Consider the following 19563-nt stretch of genomic DNA (forward strand, 5'->3'; position numbering starts at 1 on the left):
CGGGTAGGACGCCACTCTGGTCTACTACCCGATACTTGGCCTAGACTGAACCCCATCAGCTACGCCCCGCGTCCCGCTTCGTTTTTAAGGCCCCTTGCATGTCCGATCCTCGTTATCAGGTCGACGTCAGCGTCGTCACCCGCTATCTGGCAGAACAATCGCAACCCGAGCACGACCGTTTTGCCTTCGCCTACACCATTACCGTGCAAAACAATGGCGAAATGCCCGCCAAACTGCTTTCACGGCACTGGGTCATCACCGATGGTGACGGGCATGTCGAAGAAGTCCGCGGCGCAGGCGTGGTAGGCCAGCAGCCGCTGATCGACCCGGGCAAGAGCCACACCTACAGCAGCGGCACGGTGATGACCACCAAGGTCGGCACCATGCAAGGCACCTATCAGATGCTTTCCGACGACGGCAAACATTTCGATGCCATCATCGCGCCCTTCCGCCTGGCGGTGCCGGGAGCCCTGCACTGATGGCAACCTACGCCGTCGGCGACCTGCAAGGCTGCCTTCAGGCCCTGCAATGCCTGCTCAAACAAGTGGCGTTCGACCCTCAACGCGATCGCCTGTGGCTGGTGGGCGACCTGGTCAACCGCGGCCCGCAGTCGCTGGAAACCCTGCGCTTCCTCTATAGCATCCGCGAATCGCTGGTGTGCGTGCTCGGCAACCACGACCTGCACCTGCTGGCGGCCGGGCGCAACATCGAACGCCTGAAGAAGGCCGACACCCTGCACGAGATCATTGAAGCGCCGGATAGCGCCGAGCTGCTCGAATGGCTGCGCCAGCAAAAGCTCATGCACTACGACGAACAGCGCAACATGGCACTGGTCCATGCCGGCATCCCACCCCAGTGGTCGCTGCGCAAAGCCTTGAAGTGTGCCGCCGAAGTCGAGACCGCCTTGCGTGACGACAACCTGCTGCCGCCCTACCTCGATGGCATGTACGGCAACGATCCGGCGAAATGGGACAATGACCTCAAAGGCGTGACGCGCCTGCGGGTGATCACCAACTATTTCACCCGCATGCGTTTTTGCACCGCCGAAGGCAAACTCGACCTCAAGAGCAAGGAAGGCCTCGGTACCGCACCACCCGGCTACAAACCCTGGTTCCAGCACAAGGAACGCAAGACCAAGGGCCTGAAGATCATCTTCGGCCACTGGGCGGCACTGGAAGGCAATATCAATGAGCCTGGCATCTCGGCCCTCGACACCGGTTGCGTCTGGGGCGGCGCCCTGACCCTGATGAACGTCGACAGCTTTGAGCGCCTGTCCTGCAAATGCGACGAACACGGCCATGCCGTACCGCCAGTCGCCTCATCCATTCCCCAAACATCGCCAGCCAGCGCACCGCGCTAGACTGCCCATTCTGCCGAGCCACAGGAGCCCGCCATGAGCGAATTCAAACGTATCCCCCCGGAACAGGCCCAGGCCCTGCGCGAAAAAGGCGCAGTGGTGGTCGACGTCCGCGACCCGGCCACTTTTGCCGCCCTGCATATCGCAGGCTCGAAGCATCTGGACAATCATTCCCTGCACGCTTTCATCCAGGGCGCCGACCTCGATGCGCCGACCGTGGTGGTCTGCTATCACGGCAATTCCAGCCAGGGTGCGGCCGCCTACCTGATCAGCCAGGGCTTCTCCGACGTCTACAGCATGGATGGCGGATTCGAGTTGTGGCGTACGACCTATCCGGCGGAAACGGCGCAAGGCACGTCCGAATAATTTTTTTGTAACGTTGCAGGCCCCGGCTCCCGCGGGCTAGCGCGGTGGCAGACGAACGGTCTGCCACAACTAATTACGTATCTCGCCTTTACCTCTCGAATTCCCAACTATCCTTAAGCCCAGGCCATCCAAAACAGGGGAGAGCCGGTACACCGGCGCACGGGTCATCGGGAGTAGCTTTCGGAGTCGTCAGCTCCGGGAGAGTTCTGGGGGGTAAACAGCAATCGCCTGTTCGGTTGCTGCCAGCATCGACTGAGTGATCCGGCGTCGGCTCCACGTATCGAGCGAGGTGACGTCATGAGTATCTTTAGCCACTTCCAACAACGCTTCGAGTCCACACGCCAGGAAGAACTCTCACTGCAAGAGTATCTTGAGCTGTGCAAAAAAGACCGCAGCGCCTACGTTTCCGCCGCCGAGCGTCTGCTGCTGGCCATCGGTGAACCGGAACTGCTCGACACCTCGACCAACTCGAGGCTTTCGCGCATCTTCTCCAACAAGGTCATCCGCCGCTATCCGGCCTTTGAAGACTTCCACGGGATGGAAGAATGCATCGACCAGATCGTGTCGTATTTCCGCCACGCCGCTCAGGGCCTGGAAGAGAAGAAACAGATCCTGTACCTGCTCGGCCCTGTCGGTGGCGGTAAATCGTCCCTGGCCGAGAAGCTCAAGCAGCTGATGGAAAAAGTGCCCTTCTACGCGATCAAGGGCTCGCCGGTTTTCGAGTCGCCCCTGGGTCTGTTCAACTCCACTGAAGATGGAGCGATCCTCGAGGAAGACTTCGGCATTCCACGGCGCTACCTCAACACCATCATGTCGCCATGGGCGACCAAGCGCCTGGCCGAATTCGGTGGCGACATCAGCCAGTTCCGCGTGGTGAAACTCTACCCGTCGATCCTCAACCAGATCGCCGTGGCCAAGACCGAGCCTGGTGACGAAAACAACCAGGACATTTCGGCACTGGTGGGCAAGGTCGATATCCGCAAACTGGAGGAGTTCCCACAAAACGACGCCGACGCCTACAGCTATTCGGGCGCCCTCTGCCGGGCCAACCAGGGCCTGATGGAATTCGTCGAAATGTTCAAGGCACCGATCAAGGTGCTGCACCCGTTGCTGACCGCCACCCAGGAAGGCAACTACAACAGTACCGAAGGCCTTGGCGCGATTCCGTTCACCGGGATCCTGCTGGCGCACTCCAACGAATCGGAGTGGCACACCTTCCGCAACAACAAGAACAACGAAGCCTTCATCGACCGGATCTACATCGTCAAAGTGCCGTACTGCCTGCGGGTCAGTGACGAAGTGAAGATCTACGACAAGCTGCTGTTCAACAGTTCGCTGGCCAAGGCGCATTGCGCGCCGGACACCCTGAAGATGCTGGCCCAGTTCACCGTGCTCTCGCGTCTCAAAGAGCCGGAAAACTCCAACATCTATTCGAAGATGCGCGTGTACGACGGCGAGAACCTCAAGGACACCGATCCGAAAGCCAAGTCGATTCAGGAATACCGCGACAACGCCGGTGTCGACGAAGGCATGAACGGTCTGTCGACCCGCTTCGCGTTCAAGATCCTGTCGAAGGTATTCAACTTCGACCCGCACGAAATTGCCGCCAACCCGGTACATCTGCTCTATGTGCTGGAACAACAGATCGAACAGGAACAGTTCCAGGCCGAGACCCGCGAACGCTATCTGCGCTTCCTCAAGGAGTACCTGGCACCGCGCTACATCGAATTCATCGGCAAGGAGATCCAGACTGCCTACCTCGAGTCCTACAGCGAGTACGGCCAGAACATCTTCGATCGCTACGTGCTGTACGCCGACTTCTGGATCCAGGACCAGGAATACCGCGACCCGGAAACCGGCGAAATCCTCAACCGCGTAGCCCTGAACGAAGAGCTGGAGAAAATCGAAAAACCGGCCGGCATCAGCAATCCGAAGGATTTCCGCAACGAAATCGTCAACTTCGTCCTGCGTGCCCGGGCCAACAACAACGGCAAGAACCCGACCTGGCTCAGCTACGAAAAACTGCGGGTGGTCATCGAGAAGAAAATGTTCTCCAACACCGAGGACCTGCTACCGGTCATCAGCTTCAACGCCAAGGCCAGCAAGGAGGACCAGCAAAAACACAACGACTTCGTCACACGGATGGTCGAGCGGGGCTACACCGACAAACAGGTACGACTGCTGTCCGAGTGGTACCTGCGGGTCAGAAAATCACAATAACCCGCTGCCGGTCAGACCGGTTGTCGTCAGCCAGAGACCTGTGTGCGCTTTTTCTGTTACACAGGCCTCTGGAAGGTGTTCGAAAGTCGGTAGCGAGTTCAGGCAGCATCCAAGGCGCTTGGGGGAGCGTTCAATATCCCTCGGCTCTCGGTTCGATGCTGTATCACCGCTCGCCCCTTTCAGGACAGCTTCTAAGGAGCAGTCATGAGCTATGTGATCGACCGACGTCTCAATGGCAAGAACAAGAGCACGGTGAACCGCCAGCGGTTTCTGCGGCGCTACCGTGATCACATTAAAAAGGCTGTCGAAGAGGCGGTCAGCCGGCGCTCCATTACCGATATGGAACACGGCGAACAAATCAGCATTCCCGGCCGCGACATCGACGAGCCGGTGCTTCACCACGGTCGCGGTGGCAAGCAGACGGTCGTGCACCCGGGCAACAAGGAGTTCACCAGTGGCGAACATATCGCCCGCCCACCAGGAGGCGGTGGCGGCCGAGGTCCCGGCAAGGCCGGCAATTCCGGTGAAGGGATGGACGAATTCGTCTTCCAGATCACCCAGGAAGAGTTCCTCGAATTCATGTTCGAGGATCTGGAACTGCCCAACCTGGTCAAACGCAACCTGACCGGCACCGACACCTTCAAGACCGTACGGGCAGGGATCAGCAACGAGGGCAACCCGTCGCGGATCAACATCATCCGCACCCTGCGCTCAGCCCACGCCCGACGCATCGCCCTGTCCGGCAGCAGCCGGGCAAAACTGCGCGAGGCCAAGGAAGAACTTCTGCGACTCAAGCAGGAAGAACCGGACAACTTCGGCGATATTCAGGAAATCGAAGCTGAAATCGAAAAACTCAGCGCGCGCATTCACCGTGTGCCGTTTCTCGACACGTTCGACCTCAAGTACAACCTGCTCATCAAGCAGCCCAACCCCAGTTCCAAGGCCGTAATGTTCTGCCTGATGGACGTGTCCGGCTCGATGACCCAGGCGACCAAGGACATCGCCAAGCGCTTCTTTATCCTGCTGTACCTGTTTCTCAAGCGTAACTACGACAAGATCGACGTCGTGTTCATCCGCCATCACACCAGTGCCCGCGAAGTGGATGAAGAAGAGTTTTTCTACTCCCGGGAAACCGGCGGCACCATTGTCTCCAGCGCCCTGAAACTGATGCAGGAGATCATGGCCGAGCGCTACCCGAGTAACGAGTGGAACATTTACGCCGCACAGGCCTCCGATGGTGACAACTGGAACGACGATTCCCCGATCTGCCGCGACATCCTGATCAACCAGATCATGCCATTCGTGCAGTACTACACTTACGTTGAGATCACCCCGCGCGAACACCAGGCCCTTTGGTTCGAATACGAGCGCATCGCCGAAGCCTTTTCCGACACGTTTGCCCAGCAACAACTGGTCTCGGCCGGGGATATCTATCCGGTCTTCCGTGAACTCTTCCAGCGCAGGTTAGTGACATGACCGCCAAAGAGCAGAAGCGCCAACCCATTTCCACCGGCTCCGAATGGACGTTCGAGCTGATCCAGGCGTACGACCGAGAAATCAGTCGCATTGCGGCGGGTTACGCCCTCGATACGTACCCGAACCAGATCGAAGTGATCACCGCCGAGCAGATGATGGATGCCTACGCCTCCGTCGGTATGCCTCTGGGTTATCACCACTGGTCCTACGGCAAGCACTTCCTCAGCACTGAAAAATCCTACACTCGCGGCCAGATGGGGCTGGCGTACGAGATCGTGATCAACTCAGACCCGTGCATCGCCTACCTGATGGAAGAAAACACCATCTGCATGCAGGCGCTGGTGGTGGCCCATGCCTGCTACGGGCACAACAGCTTTTTCAAAGGCAATTACCTGTTCCGCACCTGGACCGATGCCAGCTCGATCATCGATTACCTGGTGTTTGCCAAGCAGTACATCATGCAATGCGAGGAGCGCCACGGCATCGACGCAGTCGAGGACCTGCTCGACTCCTGCCATGCACTGATGAACTATGGCGTCGACCGCTACAAACGCCCCTATCCGATTTCCGCGGAAGAAGAGCGCCGCCGGCAAAAGGACCGGGAGGAGCATTTGCAGAAACAGATCAACGATCTGTGGCGCACCATTCCCAAAGGCGCGGACAAGTACAGCGACAAGGACAACGCGCGCTTCCCCGCCGAACCTCAGGAAAACATCCTGTACTTCATCGAAAAACATGCGCCGCTGCTGGAACCCTGGCAGCGGGAAATCGTGCGCATCGTGCGCAAGATCGCCCAGTATTTTTATCCACAGCGCCAGACCCAGGTGATGAACGAAGGTTGGGCCACCTTCTGGCACTACACCCTGATGAACGATCTGTACGACGAGGGCCTGGTCACCGACGGCTTCATGATGGAGTTCCTGACGTCCCACACCAGCGTGGTGTTCCAGCCTGGCTTCGACAGCCCCTACTACAGCGGCATCAACCCTTACGCCCTGGGATTTGCCATGTACCGTGACATCCGTCGCATGTGCGAAGAACCCACGGAAGAAGATCGCCGCTGGTTCCCTGACATCGCCGGTACCGACTGGCTGGCAGCCATCAAGTTCGCCATGAGCAGCTTCAAGGATGAGAGCTTCATCCTGCAGTACCTGTCGCCCAAGGTGATCCGCGACCTCAAGCTGTTCAGCATTCTCGATGACGACCAGAAGGACGACCTGCTGGTGCCCGCCATTCACGACGAAGGTGGCTACCGCATCATCCGTGAAACCCTCGCGGCACAGTACAACCTGGGCAATCGCGAGCCTAACGTGCAGATCTATAGCATCGACCGCCGTGGCGACCGTTCCCTGACCCTGCGTCACCAGCAACACGACCGCAAACCGTTGGGCGATTCGACCGAAGAAGTACTCAAACACCTGCACCGCCTCTGGGGTTTCGACATTCACCTGGAAACCCTGCAAGGAGACACCGTGATGAAAACCCACCATGTGCCGCCCCGAAACGAGCACAGTGAAGGTGATTACGGTCGACTGGACCTGGCTGTCATCCATCTTTGATCCGCTTTGCGCCTCCGAAAGCTCGATGCAAGGGTTATCCTGTCGAGCTAACGGAGGTTTTTTATGCGTATTTATAAAGTCGGCGGCGCGGTACGTGATCGCCTGCTGGGTATACCGGTCACCGATATCGACTGGGTTGTGGTCGGCGCCACCACCGAAGAAATGCTCGCCAAGGGCTTTCGCCCGGTGGGCGCGGATTTCCCGGTGTTCCTTCATCCAAAAAGCGGAGAGGAATACGCCCTCGCCCGCACCGAGCGCAAAAGCGGGCGCGGTTACGGCGGGTTCACGTTTCACGCCAGCCCTGAAGTCACCCTCGAAGAAGACCTGATCCGTCGCGACCTCACCATCAACGCCATGGCCGAAGACGATCAGCAGAACCTGACGGACCCCTACCACGGCCAGCGAGATCTCGAAGCGCGCCTGCTGCGCCATGTTTCCCCGGCGTTTGCCGAGGATCCGCTCAGGGTCCTGCGCGTTGCCCGCTTTGCTGCACGATATGCCGCACTGGGTTTTACCGTTGCCCCGGAAACCCTGGAACTGATGCGTCAACTCAGCGAGTCAGGCGAGCTTGAAGCGCTGACTCCCGAGCGCAGCTGGAAGGAAATCTCCCGCGCCCTGATGGAAGATCAGCCGCAGGTGTTTATCGAGGTGTTGCGCGCATGCGGCGCACTCAAGGTACTGATGCCGGAGGTCGACGCACTGTTCGGCGTCCCGCAGCCTCCGGCCCACCACCCGGAAATCGATACTGGCGCCCATACCCTGAGCGTGTTGCAGCAAGCAGCACTGTACAAACAGCCGCTGACCGTGCGCTGGGCCTGCCTGCTGCACGATCTGGGCAAGGGCCTGACGCCAGAGGAGGAGTGGCCGCGGCACATTGCCCACGAGTTCAAGGGCCTGAAGCTGATCAAAGCGGTCAACGAACGCTTCAAGGCGCCGAGAGACTGCCAGGAACTGGCAATGCTGGTGGGCGAGTACCACACCCACGGGCATCGCGCCCTTGAGCTGAAGCCATCGACATTGCTGGAACTGTTGCAAAGCTTCGACGTTTATCGTCGGCCACAACGGTTCGAGGAGTTCATCGCGGCATGCGAGATGGATGCGCGCGGACGTGAGGGGCTGGAAGAGAGAAGTTATCCACAGGCGGATTATCTGCGCGGGGCGGCGACTGCGGCGCGAACCGTTGCGGTTCAGCCGTTGCTGGAGAAGGGGTTCAAGGGGCCGGAGCTGGGCGAGGCGATCAAGCGTGAGCGGCTCAAGGCGTTGAAGGCCTACAAGGAACAAGTCTAGGCAAGATCAAAAGATCGCAGCCTTCGGCAGCTCCTACAGGGTGCACATCAATCCTCTGTAGGAGCTGCCGAAGGCTGCGATCTTTTGCCTTACAACAAATTCGAAGGGGTCAGCTGTTCGCCGCGCCACTCGAATGCCACCGGCGCCAAGACCTGATCGATCTGAGCTTCGCCCCACAAAGTCGCAAAACTTTTGCCTACACCTGGATGCAGTCTATCTGGCGCGATCAACGACAACGGCCACAGAACAAAAGCATTTTTCAGGATTTCTGCCCGCGGCAAGATCAGGCCATCGAAGTTGCCCACCAGGTCTCCGAACAACAACACGTCGATATCCAGCGGCAAACCTCGGCGATCCGGTGCGTAACGACCGTTATCCGCCTCAATGAACTTCAGCCGTCGATCAAGCTCCATCAGTGGCAGATCGGTATACGCCGACACCACGAAATTGAAGAACGGACCGCTCTTGATGCCCACCGGCTGGCTTTCGAACACTGCCGAACAGCGGATATCGACAAGGAACGCCACCAATGCATCGAGCCCCGCCCGCAAATGGGTTTCACGCTCGATATTGCTACCGAGCCCGAGGTACACCTGAGTCAGCGACATCCGCGCTCGATCTCCACGCCCACACCACCGGTGGCAGCCGGGACCGCGCCGGGCTTGGTCAACTTCAGACGCACCCAGGTGATCTTGAATTCGCTCATCAGCACTTCAACCAGACGCTCGGCAAAGGTCTCGACCAGTTGGTATTGCGCCTGCTCGGCAAACGCCTGGATGCGCGAAGAAACACTGGCGTAGTCGAGCGCCAGGGTCAGGTCATCACCGGCTGCGGCCGGGCGATTGTCCCAGGCGAAGCTCAGGTCAAGACGCAAGCACTGTCGGATGCCTCGCTCCCAGTCGTAGGCACCAATCACCGTGTCGACTTCCAGGCCCTCGATAAACACTCTGTCCAAGCACTTCTCTCCGCTACACGACAAGGGCGCAATGCGCCGTTAGAATCAGGGCTTCCTCGCCCGGAATAGTTAGCATGTTTTGGTTATTGGCGATCCTCGCCTACCTGCTCGGCTCTCTGTCCTTTGCCATTTTGCTCAGCCGCCTGACCGGTAACCCCGATCCGCGAATGAGTGGCTCGGGCAATGCCGGCGCCACCAACATGTTGCGCCTGGCCGGCAAGAAACTCGCCATCCTGACCCTGCTCGGCGACCTTTGCAAAGGCCTGCTGCCGGTACTGATAGCGCGTCTTGCGGACCTTTCGCAGCAGGAGCAAGCCTGGATCGGCGTCTATGCCGTCATCGGCCACCTGTTTCCGCTGTACTTCCGCTTTCGCGGCGGCAAGGGTGTCGCCACCGCTGCCGGCATGCTGCTGGGCCTGTACCCGCCCGCCGCCCTCCTGGCGGTCTGCGCCTGGCTCCTGACGTTCTACCTGACCCGCACCAGCTCCCTGGCCGCCCTGATCGCCACGCCGCTGACCCTGCCTTTGCTGGCCTGGCAAGAACCGGCGGCCCTGCTGCCCATGAGCACGCTCACCGGGCTGATCGTCTGGCGCCATCGCGGCAATCTACGCGACCTGTTTGCCGGGCGCGAACGGCATTTCTAGCGGCCGGACATGAACGCCGCTCATCACAACGCCGACAACTGCTCCATCGGCCAGCGTGCCTGCACGCTGATCGCCAGGCTTTCCTGCTGACCGGCCTGCAAGCGCTGGCAGCCGGCAAAGGCGATCATCGCACCGTTATCGGTACAGAACTGCGGACGGGCATAAAACACATCGCCCTTCATATCGCCGAGCATTTTCTCCAGAGAAACGCGTAACGCCTTGTTGGCACTGACGCCCCCGGCGATCACCAGGCGCTTCATGCCGGCGGCTTTAAGGGCACGCTTGCACTTGATGGTCAAAGTCTCCACCACGGCCTGCTGGAACGCCAGTGCGATGTCGCATTGGGCTTGCTCGCCGTCGTCCCCGGCACTGACGCATTGTTGCCAGGTATTCAACGCAAAGGTTTTCAGGCCACTGAAGCTGAAATCCAGGCCCGGGCGGTCGCACATCGGACGCGGGAAGACGAAACGCCCTGCAACACCCTGCTCTGCAAGGCGAGCGATCTCCGGTCCGCCCGGATAATTGAGACCCATCATCTTGGCCGTCTTGTCGAAAGCTTCGCCGGCCGCATCATCCAGGGTCTCGCCCAGGAGCCTGTACTGACCAATTCCGTCGACCTGAACCAGCTGCGTATGACCACCGGAGACCAACAAAGCGACGAACGGGAATTCCGGCGGTTGCGACTCCAGCATCGGTGCCAGCAAGTGGCCTTCCATGTGGTGTACGCCGAGGGCCGGAATGCCCCAGGCAAAGGCCAGCGCCTGGGCGCAGGAAGCCCCCACCAGCAAGGCGCCGACCAGGCCAGGACCCGCGGTATAGGCGATGGCGTCGATCTCGGTCGGCACGCAGTCGGCCTCGGCCAACACCTGACGAATCAAGGGCAGCATGCGCTTGACGTGATCGCGCGAGGCCAGCTCCGGCACCACGCCACCATAGGCGCGGTGCAGGTCGATCTGACTGAAAAGCGCATCGGCCAACAGCCCGCGTTCACTGTCATATAATGCGACGCCGGTTTCGTCGCAGGAGGTTTCTAATCCCAGTACTAGCATGGGTTTGCGCCTTGTTTAGGCTGAATTCGAAGGCGCGCATAATAGTCGTCGCGGGATGCCCCGACCAGCGGTTTTCGATCAGAGGCTTTGCATTCCGAGCGATGAGGGGTTAACATCCGCAACCCTTAAAAACCGACGTCTTCAAGTGCTCTTTTGCCGCGAGGATGTTGACCCCGGTAATGAATGAAGGTAGCTCTGGATGCCAGCCGTCAAAGTAAAAGAGAACGAACCCTTCGACGTAGCTCTGCGTCGTTTCAAGCGCTCCTGCGAAAAAGCCGGTGTACTGGCTGAAGTTCGTAGCCGCGAATTTTACGAGAAGCCAACTTCTGAGCGTAAGCGCAAAGCAGCTGCTGCTGTTAAGCGTCACGCCAAGAAAGTTCAGCGCGAACAGCGCCGCGCCGTTCGTCTGTACTAATACACAGACGACCGTAGCAAGCTTCTGCCAAGCCCGGCCCTCAGCCGGGCTTATGGCATTTGCGTAAAACGCTTGATGCTTCACTGTCGAAGCCGCAGACGCGACCGAGACAAATCTGCTTCACCGCGTCAGACCTGGCTTTTTTGCCAGCGGTGCACGTCTTTTCTGACGAGCCTTTCAAGGCTACTGACGAGCACACCCACTGATTCCTCTCACGACGATCAGCCCAAGGCACCTGCTTGCGTGCCGAATGATGAGCTATCCGAGGCCCGTGATTGGCCGCAGCGGATTCAGCGCAACACATTCAAACAGTCGAATACTGATTGGCATTAACGTCAGTGGATTTTCGGCAGATACACTTCCCGACAGCGATTACGCAGACGACACTGGTCGAGCCGCACACTTTGCGCGTTTCAATCAATGCCCGCGTTCGGTCGCCGTACGTTTCGGGCTCCTTTCAGCGCAGATGACGAGAACGCCATGGCCGGGCTAATTCCCCAGAGCTTCATTGACGACCTTCTGAACCGCACCGACATCGTCGATGTGGTCAGCTCGCGCCTGCAATTGAAAAAGGCCGGCAAGAACCACACCGCCTGCTGCCCGTTCCACAAGGAAAAGACGCCCTCGTTCAGCGTCAGCCCCGACAAGCAGTTCTATTACTGCTTCGGCTGCGGCGCTGGCGGCAACGCCCTCGGCTTCATCATGGACCACGACAACCTGGATTTCGTCCAGGCAGTCGAAGAACTGGCCAAAGCCGCCGGCATGGAAATCCCCCGCGAAGAAAGCGGCCGCCCGCACAAGCCGCGGCAGCCGACCGATTCGCCGCTGTATCCGCTGCTCAGCGCCGCCGCGGACTTTTATCGTCAGGCCTTGAAAAGCCATCCATCACGCAAGGCCGCCGTGGACTACCTGAAAGGTCGCGGGCTGACCGGCGAAATCGCCCGGGACTTCGGCCTGGGCTTTGCACCGCCTGGCTGGGACAACCTGTTCAAGCACTTGAGCAGCGATACCCTGCAACAAAAAGCCATGATCGATGCCGGCCTGCTGATCGAAAACGCCGAAAGCGGCAAACGTTACGACCGCTTCCGCGACCGAGTGATGTTCCCGATCCGCGACAGCCGCGGGCGTGTCATCGCCTTTGGCGGCCGGGTATTGGGCGACGACAAGCCGAAGTACCTGAACTCCCCGGAAACCCCGGTATTCCATAAGGGCCAGGAACTCTACGGCCTGTACGAAGCGCGCAAGACCAACCGCAACCTCGACGAGATCATCGTCGTCGAGGGCTACATGGACGTCATCGCCCTGGCCCAGCAAGGCCTGCGCAATGCCGTCGCGACCCTGGGTACCGCCACCAGCGAAGAGCACCTCAAGCGGCTGTTTCGCGTCGTGCCCAGCGTACTGTTCTGCTTCGACGGCGATCAGGCCGGTCGCAATGCGGCCTGGCGGGCACTGGAGGCGACACTTTCGAGCTTGCAGGACGGTCGTCGTGCACGTTTTTTGTTCCTGCCCGAGGGCGAGGATCCGGACACCCTGGTCCGCTCCGAAGGCACCGACGCCTTCCGCGCACGGATCAACCAGCACGCACAACCTCTGGCCGATTACTTCTTCCAGCAATTGACGGAAGAAGCCGACCCGCGCTCGCTCGAAGGCAAGGCCCACATGGCCACCCTCGCCGCACCGCTGATCGACAAAGTCCCGGGCGCCAACCTGCGCACCCTGATGCGTCAGCGCCTGAGCGAAATCACCGGCCTGAGCGGCGAAGCGGTGAGCCAGCTGGCACAAAGCGCCCCGCAGGAAGCACCGCCGGCCTACGATCCGGGCATCGATTACGACGCGATGCCCGATTACAGCGACTATCATCAGCCGCAGGCACAGGACATGTATGTGCCGCAGCAGGAATGGACGCCAAAGAAACCCGGTGCAGGAGGCAAGAAATGGGACAAGAAACCGTGGGACAAGAATGGCAAACGGGGCGGTGATCGCGACCAACCCCGCGCGCCACGAGTGCCCGCCGCCGTAGAACCGCCGACCCTCGCCGCCTTGCGCACGCTGCTGCATCACCCGCAACTGGCCGAGAAAGTCGAGGACGCCGGGCACTTCGCCGCCGAGGATCACACCAACACACAATTGCTGGTGGCGCTGCTCGAAGCCGTGCAGAAGAATCCCAAGCTAAACTCAATTCAGCTGATTGCCCGCTGGCACGGCACAGAGCAGGGCCGCTTGCTCAAGGCCCTGGCGGAAAAGGAATGGCTGATTGATGGAGACAACCTTGAACAACAGTTTTTCGACACCATTACTAGCTTGTCAGCCCGCCAACGCGAGCGAAACCTGGAACAACTTCTTCGAAAAGCACGTCAAAGTGAATTGAGTACCGAAGAGAAAAACCAACTGCGCGACCTTTTAAGTCGCAATGTTTCCGCATCAAACCCGACCTCAACTGGCGCGTGAGGTCATAGCTCAGGTATAATCCTCGGCTTGTTTTTTGCCCGCCAAGACCTTCAGTGGATAGGGTGTTATGTCCGGAAAAGCGCAACAGCAGTCTCGTATCAAAGAGTTGATCACACTTGGTCGTGAGCAGGGCTACCTGACTTACGCGGAGGTCAACGACCACCTGCCGGAGGATATTTCAGATCCGGAACAGGTGGAAGACATCATCCGCATGATCAATGACATGGGGATCAACGTATTCGAGGTTGCGCCAGATAAGGATTCCCTTATGCTGGCCGACGCCGATACCGACGAAGCCGCAGCCGAAGAGGCCGCTGCAGCGTTGGCTGCGGTCGAGACCGACATTGGTCGCACTACCGACCCGGTGCGCATGTACATGCGCGAAATGGGTACGGTGGAGCTCCTCACGCGTGAAGGCGAAATTGAAATCGCCAAGCGTATTGAAGAGGGCATCCGTGAGGTGATGAGCGCCATCGCGCACTTCCCTGGCACGGTTGATCATATTCTCTCCGAGTACACCCGCGTCACCACCGAAGGTGGCCGCCTGTCCGACGTCCTGAGCGGTTATATCGACCCGGACGACGGCATCGCGCCGCCTGCGGCAGAAGTGCCGCCACCGATTGACGCGAAAGCCGTCAAGGCGGATGACGACACCGACGACGAAGACGGTGAAGCCTCGGATGACGAGGAAGAAGCCGAAAGCGGTCCGGATCCGATCATCGCCGCCCAGCGTTTTGGCGCTGTGGCCGATCAGATGGAAATCACCCGCAAGGCGCTGAAAAAGCACGGTCGTCACAACAAGGCAGCGATTGCCGAGTTGCTGGCCCTGGCCGACCTGTTCATGCCGATCAAACTGGTACCGAAGCAATTCGAAGCCCTGGTCGAGCGTGTTCGCAGTGCCCTGGATCGCCTGCGTCAGCAAGAGCGTGCAATCATGCAGCTCTGCGTTCGTGATGCGCGCATGCCGCGTGCAGACTTCCTGCGCCAGTTCCCGGGCAACGAAGTCGACGAAAGCTGGAGTGACGCCCTGGCCAAAGGCAAAAGCAAATACGCTGAAGCCATTGGTCGCCTGCAGCCGGACATCGTCCGTTGCCAGCAGAAGCTGACCGCGCTGGAAACCGAAACCGGTTTGACCATCGCCGAGATCAAGGACATCAACCGTCGCATGTCGATCGGTGAGGCCAAGGCCCGCCGCGCGAAGAAAGAGATGGTTGAAGCCAACTTGCGCCTGGTGATCTCGATCGCCAAGAAGTACACCAACCGTGGCCTGCAATTCCTCGATCTGATCCAGGAAGGCAACATCGGCTTGATGAAAGCGGTAGACAAGTTCGAATACCGCCGCGGCTACAAGTTCTCGACTTATGCCACCTGGTGGATCCGTCAGGCGATCACTCGCTCGATCGCCGACCAGGCCCGCACCATCCGTATTCCGGTGCACATGATCGAGACGATCAACAAGCTCAACCGCATTTCCCGGCAGATGTTGCAGGAAATGGGTCGCGAACCGACCCCGGAAGAGCTGGGCGAACGCATGGAAATGCCTGAGGACAAGATCCGCAAGGTATTGAAGATCGCTAAAGAGCCGATCTCCATGGAAACGCCGATCGGTGATGACGAAGACTCCCATCTGGGTGACTTCATCGAAGACTCGACCATGCAGTCGCCAATCGATGTTGCAACCGTTGAGAGCCTGAAAGAAGCGACTCGCGAAGTGCTGTCCGGCCTCACTGCCCGTGAAGCCAAGGTACTGCGCATGCGCTTCGGTATCGACATGAATACCGACCACACCCTCGAAGAGGTTGGTAAGCAGTTTGACGTGACCCGTGAGCGGATTCGTCAGATCGAAGCCAAGGCGCTGCGCAAGCTGCGCCACCCGACGAGAAGCGAGCATCTGCGCTCCTTCCTCGACGAGTAATCACAAAACCCCCGGCCCAGGCCGGGGGTTTTGTTTTATGGCAGATTAATATCTCCACACCTCCCCTCCGCCCTGTAGCCCGTCTACACTCGAAACATTCCCCAGAGCCATAACGAGACCGTTATGCCCAGACTGCCGACCGTGCTTTTTTTGCTGTCGCTGATGACCTGGACCGCAACGGCTGGCGCGCTGACTCTAACTGAGGATGAACGTAGCTGGCTGGCGGCTCACCCGGACTTGCGCCTGGGTGTCGATGCATCGTGGCCGCCCTTCGAGTTTCGCGACGATGAGGGCCGTTACCAGGGCCTTGCCGCGGATTACATCGAGGTTATTCGCCAAAGGCTGAAAACCCGGCTCACGCCCATTGAGCCGGTGAGCTGGACCGCCGTCCTGGAACAAGCCAAAAAGGGCAAAATCGACCTGCTTCCGGGCATCATGTCGACCCCGGAACGCCAGAAATACCTGTCGTTCACCCGCCCCTATCTGGATTTTCCGATCGTCATCCTGGCCCATGTCAGGGGCGCCCAGCCACACAACCTGCAAGACCTGTATGGCCTGAAAATCGCCGTGGTGGAAAACTATGCCCCCCACGAACTGCTGCGCACCCACAATCCCGACCTGAACCTGGTGGCGATGCCGAACGTCAGCTCGGCGTTACAGGCGCTGGCCACAGGTGCAGTGGATGCGGTGGTGGGCGATCTGGCGTCCAGCGTCTGGAGCCTGCGCCAACTCAAGCTCGATGGGCTGTATGTCAGCGGTGAAACCCCCTATCGCTATCAACTGGCCATGGCCGTACCCCGCAACAACGCAATTCTCGTCGGCATTCTCGACAAAGTCCTGGCGGACATGAGCCCCGCCGAAATCAGCGCCATTCAGGAGCATTGGGTCGGTAACGTCATTGATCATCGAACTTTCTGGAATGACCTGCTGGTGTATGGCCTGCCCGGATTGCTGCTGTTGACCCTGGTGCTGGCGGCGGTTATCCGCATCAACCGCCGCTTGAGTTCGGAAATCGCCCGCCGGGTCGATCTTGAACAGGAACTGCGCAGCAGCGAGTACCACTATCGCGGCCTGGTAGAGAGCCTGTCGGCCATCGCCTGGGAGGCAAGGGTCACCGACTACACCTACAGCTATGTATCGCCCCACGCCGAAGATCTTCTTGGCTATCCCCTCTCCCATTGGCTGATTCCGGGTTTCTGGCGCAACATCATTCACCCCGCCGACCTGATTCGTGCCCAGACTTTCTGCGATCACGAAGTGCTGGCCGGGCGCGATCACCGCCTCGATTACAGGGTGATCACCGCCGACGGGCGCTGCCTGTGGGTGCGCGACATCGTCAGCCTGATCGAGCATGGGCATGAGCCGGTGATGCGCGGATTGATGATCGACATCACCGACGCCAAGCGCACCGAAGAAGCGCTGCGCCTGTCGGAACAGAAATTCGCTTCCGTGTTCCAGCAATGCCCTGACATTCTGGTGATCGCCCGCCTGAGCGACGGTTGCCTGCTGGAGGTCAACGAAGCGTTCGAAGAACAGATCGGCCTCAAGGCCGAGGACGTCATTGGACTGACCGCCACCGACCTGAACATCTGGGGGATTCCCGGCGTTGGTCCGGGTCTGTTGCAACGCTTGCAGGCCGGCAGCATCCGCAACCTGGAAATGCCCTTTCGTCGCAGCAACGGCCAGGTGTTCACCGGGCTGATCTCCGCCGAACCGTTCGACCTCGACATGACACCGGCGCTGGTGGTCGTGGTGCGGGACATCACCCAGCTCAAGGAAACCCAGCAACAACTGCAAACGTCCGAAGAGAAGTTCGCCAAGGCCTTCCATGCGTCCCCCGACGGCCTGCTGCTGTCGCGGCAAAGTGACGGCTTGCTGATGGAGGTCAACGAGGGTTTCAGTCGCATCACCGGCTTCAACAGCGCCATGTCGGTGGATCGTTCGGTGCTGGATCTGGGGATCTGGGTCAATCTCAATGAACGCAAACAAATGCTCGACCTGCTGCATCGGGACGGTTTTGTCCGCGACTTCAGTTGCCATATCCGCCGCAGCGACGGGCAGATCCGCCTCTGTGAAGTGTCCAGCCGTCCGCTGCCGATCGGCGATGACGACTGCATGCTGACCATCGCCCGGGACATCACCGAGCGGCACCTGATGCAGGAAAAACTGCAACAAGCCGCGACCGTGTTCGAAAGCACCGCCGAAGGCGTATTGATCACCGATACCCAACAGCACATCAGTGCGGTCAACCGTGCCTTCACCGAAATCACCGGTTACAGCGAAAGCGAAGCGCTGGGCCACACGCCACGGCTGCTCGCTTCGGGCTTGCATGACAGCGCGTTCTACGCGGCCATGTGGCATCAATTGACTGCCGAAGGTCATTGGCAGGGCGAGATTTCCAATCGGCGCAAAAATGGCGAGCTGTACCCGAGCTGGCTGACCATCAGCGCCGTGCGCAACCGTGACAAGTTCATCACCCACTTTGTCGCGGTATTTGCCGACATCTCCAGCCTCAAGCATGCCCAGGCCAAGCTCGACTACCAGGCGCACCACGACCCGCTGACCGGCCTGCCGAACCGCACGCTGTTCGAAAGCCGCTTGCTGACGGCACTCAACAACCAGCAGGAAAACGGCGGCCAGGGCGCCGTGCTGTTCCTCGACCTTGACCGCTTCAAGCACATCAACGACAGCCTCGGCCACCCGGTGGGCGACCTGCTGCTCAAGGGCATTGCCGTACGTCTCAAGGAGCAGTTGCGTGACATCGACACCGTGGCACGCCTGGGTGGTGACGAGTTCATTATCCTGCTGCCGGGCCTGCAACAATCCAGTGATGCCGACAACATCGCCACCAAATTGCTCAATTGTTTCGCCGCGCCGTTCCAGGCCGGCGAACACGAGTTTTTCATCAGCTCCAGCATCGGCACCAGCCTCTATCCCAAGGATGGCTGCGACGTTGCCACGCTGATCAAGAACGCCGACGCGGCGATGTACCGCTCCAAAGCCAAGGGCCGCAACCGCGTCGAAAGCTACACCCGCGACCTCACCGCCCAGGCCAGCGAACGCGTGGCGCTGGAACATGAACTGCGCCGCGCCATCGAGCGCAACGAATTGCACCTGTGCTACCAACCGAAAATCAGCCTCGACGACTACAGCCTGGTCGGCGCCGAAGCCCTGATCCGCTGGCGCCACCCGACCTTTGGCGACGTGCCGCGAGAACACTTCATCCCGCTGGCTGAAGAAAACGGCATGATCCTGCAAATCGGTGACTGGGTCCTGGAAACCGCCTGCCGGCAGATGGCCGAATGGCACCGCCTGTACGAAAGCCCCGGCCCGCTGTCGGTCAACCTTGCCGGCGCCCAATTGCGCCAGCCCAACCTGCTGGGCCGCATCGAACAGTTACTCAAGGACAACGGCCTCAACCCCGGATTCCTGCAACTGGAAATCACCGAAAACTTCATCATGAGCCAGGCCGAAGAAGCGCTGGCGGTGCTGCATCAACTCAAACATCTGGGCGTGCAACTGGCCATCGATGACTTCGGCACCGGCTACTCGTCCCTGAGCTACCTCAAGCGCCTGCCGCTGGACATCCTCAAGATCGACCAGTCCTTCGTCCGCGGCCTGCCGGACGATCCCCACGATGCGGCGATCGTACGCGCCATCATCGCCCTCGGACGCAGCATGCAATTCACCGTGATTGCCGAAGGCGTCGAGACCCAGGCGCAACAGCAATTCCTCGCCGCCGAGGGTTGCGAACAGATCCAGGGCTACATCGTCAGCCTGCCTTTGCCCGCCGAAGAATTCGCCGCGACATTTCTTCGTACAACCGTAATGGCTTTTTCGGATAGCACAGCCGCGAAACCGTCGCTATAATC

At 59.6% G+C, this 19563-nt stretch carries 15 protein-coding genes; 12 read left to right on the forward strand and 3 right to left on the reverse strand.

The genetic code is table 11. The features are described 5' to 3' along the window. The first annotated feature begins 98 nt into the window (after positions 1-98). The 7 genes from apaG to PMI26_RS01795 all read left to right on the forward strand — a co-directional run bounded on the left by apaG (position 99) and on the right by PMI26_RS01795 (position 8265). The gene (apaG, locus tag PMI26_RS01825) at positions 99-479 is read left to right on the forward strand and encodes a Co2+/Mg2+ efflux protein ApaG (RefSeq protein ID WP_007980214.1); all 381 of its coding nucleotides are present in this window, start codon (positions 99-101) and stop codon (positions 477-479) included. Beyond that, the gene (locus PMI26_RS01820; RefSeq protein WP_007980215.1) at positions 479-1360 is read left to right on the forward strand and encodes a symmetrical bis(5'-nucleosyl)-tetraphosphatase; all 882 of its coding nucleotides are present in this window, start codon (positions 479-481) and stop codon (positions 1358-1360) included. Before apaG ends, PMI26_RS01820 begins: the two co-directional genes overlap by 1 nt. A gap of 33 nt (positions 1361-1393) precedes the next feature. After that, a complete protein-coding gene (gene glpE, locus PMI26_RS01815) occupies positions 1394-1723 on the forward strand; it encodes a thiosulfate sulfurtransferase GlpE (RefSeq protein ID WP_007980216.1) in 330 nt (109 codons plus the stop codon). A 297-nt stretch (positions 1724-2020) separates the two neighbouring features. After that, the gene (locus PMI26_RS01810; protein WP_007980217.1) at positions 2021-3943 is read left to right on the forward strand and encodes a PrkA family serine protein kinase; all 1923 of its coding nucleotides are present in this window, start codon (positions 2021-2023) and stop codon (positions 3941-3943) included. 204 nt (positions 3944-4147) lie between these two features. Beyond that, complete coding sequence (locus tag PMI26_RS01805; protein ID WP_007980218.1) at positions 4148-5419, forward strand: YeaH/YhbH family protein; 1272 nt, start codon at positions 4148-4150, stop codon at positions 5417-5419. Beyond that, positions 5416-6978: a SpoVR family protein gene (locus PMI26_RS01800; protein ID WP_007980219.1), complete on the forward strand. Its 1563-nt coding sequence runs from the start codon at positions 5416-5418 to the stop codon at positions 6976-6978. Before PMI26_RS01805 ends, PMI26_RS01800 begins: the two co-directional genes overlap by 4 nt. A 63-nt stretch (positions 6979-7041) precedes the next feature. Next, positions 7042-8265 carry a multifunctional CCA addition/repair protein gene (locus tag PMI26_RS01795; protein WP_007980220.1) on the forward strand — a complete coding sequence of 408 codons (1224 nt, stop codon included), beginning with the start codon at positions 7042-7044 and terminating at the stop codon, positions 8263-8265. Positions 8266-8354: 89 nt separating this feature from the next. Here PMI26_RS01795 and folK read toward each other — a convergent pair whose 3' ends face one another. Continuing rightward, entirely contained in the window at positions 8355-8873 is a 519-nt protein-coding gene (folK, locus tag PMI26_RS01790) for a 2-amino-4-hydroxy-6-hydroxymethyldihydropteridine diphosphokinase (protein WP_007980222.1), read from the reverse strand. Further along, a complete protein-coding gene (folB, locus tag PMI26_RS01785; RefSeq protein ID WP_007980224.1) occupies positions 8864-9220 on the reverse strand; it encodes a dihydroneopterin aldolase in 357 nt (118 codons plus the stop codon). The genes folK and folB overlap by 10 nt, the downstream gene beginning before the upstream one ends. A gap of 74 nt (positions 9221-9294) precedes the next feature. Between folB and plsY the strand changes: the two genes are divergently transcribed. Beyond that, entirely contained in the window at positions 9295-9864 is a 570-nt protein-coding gene (plsY, locus tag PMI26_RS01780) for a glycerol-3-phosphate 1-O-acyltransferase PlsY (protein WP_007980227.1), read from the forward strand. Between the two features lie 23 nt (positions 9865-9887). On the opposite strand, the gene tsaD is transcribed toward plsY, so the two are convergent. Then, complete coding sequence (gene tsaD, locus PMI26_RS01775; protein WP_007980230.1) at positions 9888-10913, reverse strand: tRNA (adenosine(37)-N6)-threonylcarbamoyltransferase complex transferase subunit TsaD; 1026 nt, start codon at positions 10911-10913, stop codon at positions 9888-9890. Between the two features lie 199 nt (positions 10914-11112). Here tsaD and rpsU point away from each other — a divergent pair, with 199 nt between their 5' ends. The 4 genes from rpsU to PMI26_RS01760 all read left to right on the forward strand — a co-directional run bounded on the left by rpsU (position 11113) and on the right by PMI26_RS01760 (position 19561). After that, positions 11113-11328 (forward strand): 30S ribosomal protein S21, encoded by a 216-nt coding sequence (gene rpsU / locus PMI26_RS31090; protein WP_002551877.1) that lies wholly within the window; start codon positions 11113-11115, stop codon positions 11326-11328. 480 nt (positions 11329-11808) lie between these two features. Further along, positions 11809-13776: a DNA primase gene (dnaG, locus tag PMI26_RS01770; RefSeq protein WP_007980233.1), complete on the forward strand. Its 1968-nt coding sequence runs from the start codon at positions 11809-11811 to the stop codon at positions 13774-13776. Between the two features lie 67 nt (positions 13777-13843). After that, a complete protein-coding gene (rpoD, locus tag PMI26_RS01765) occupies positions 13844-15691 on the forward strand; it encodes an RNA polymerase sigma factor RpoD (RefSeq protein WP_007980239.1) in 1848 nt (615 codons plus the stop codon). A 123-nt stretch (positions 15692-15814) separates the two neighbouring features. Then, positions 15815-19561 carry a bifunctional diguanylate cyclase/phosphodiesterase gene (locus PMI26_RS01760; RefSeq protein WP_007980241.1) on the forward strand — a complete coding sequence of 1249 codons (3747 nt, stop codon included), beginning with the start codon at positions 15815-15817 and terminating at the stop codon, positions 19559-19561. Positions 19562-19563: the final 2 nt, after the last annotated feature.

It is taken from the genome of Pseudomonas sp. GM33, from assembly GCF_000282295.1.
Taxonomy (GTDB): Bacteria; Pseudomonadota; Gammaproteobacteria; order Pseudomonadales; family Pseudomonadaceae; genus Aquipseudomonas; species Aquipseudomonas laurylsulfatiphila.

Coding starts and splice junctions, on each gene's coding strand:
- apaG (WP_007980214.1), top strand. CDS start 99: ATGTCCGATCCTCGTTATCAGGTCGACGTCAGCGTCGTCACCCGCTAT.
- PMI26_RS01820 (WP_007980215.1), top strand. CDS start 479: ATGGCAACCTACGCCGTCGGCGACCTGCAAGGCTGCCTTCAGGCCCTG.
- glpE (WP_007980216.1), top strand. CDS start 1,394: ATGAGCGAATTCAAACGTATCCCCCCGGAACAGGCCCAGGCCCTGCGC.
- PMI26_RS01810 (WP_007980217.1), top strand. CDS start 2,021: ATGAGTATCTTTAGCCACTTCCAACAACGCTTCGAGTCCACACGCCAG.
- PMI26_RS01805 (WP_007980218.1), top strand. CDS start 4,148: ATGAGCTATGTGATCGACCGACGTCTCAATGGCAAGAACAAGAGCACG.
- PMI26_RS01800 (WP_007980219.1), top strand. CDS start 5,416: ATGACCGCCAAAGAGCAGAAGCGCCAACCCATTTCCACCGGCTCCGAA.
- PMI26_RS01795 (WP_007980220.1), top strand. CDS start 7,042: ATGCGTATTTATAAAGTCGGCGGCGCGGTACGTGATCGCCTGCTGGGT.
- folK (WP_007980222.1), bottom strand. CDS start 8,873: ATGTCGCTGACTCAGGTGTACCTCGGGCTCGGTAGCAATATCGAGCGT.
- plsY (WP_007980227.1), top strand. CDS start 9,295: ATGTTTTGGTTATTGGCGATCCTCGCCTACCTGCTCGGCTCTCTGTCC.
- tsaD (WP_007980230.1), bottom strand. CDS start 10,913: ATGCTAGTACTGGGATTAGAAACCTCCTGCGACGAAACCGGCGTCGCA.
- rpsU (WP_002551877.1), top strand. CDS start 11,113: ATGCCAGCCGTCAAAGTAAAAGAGAACGAACCCTTCGACGTAGCTCTG.
- dnaG (WP_007980233.1), top strand. CDS start 11,809: ATGGCCGGGCTAATTCCCCAGAGCTTCATTGACGACCTTCTGAACCGC.
- rpoD (WP_007980239.1), top strand. CDS start 13,844: ATGTCCGGAAAAGCGCAACAGCAGTCTCGTATCAAAGAGTTGATCACA.
- PMI26_RS01760 (WP_007980241.1), top strand. CDS start 15,815: ATGCCCAGACTGCCGACCGTGCTTTTTTTGCTGTCGCTGATGACCTGG.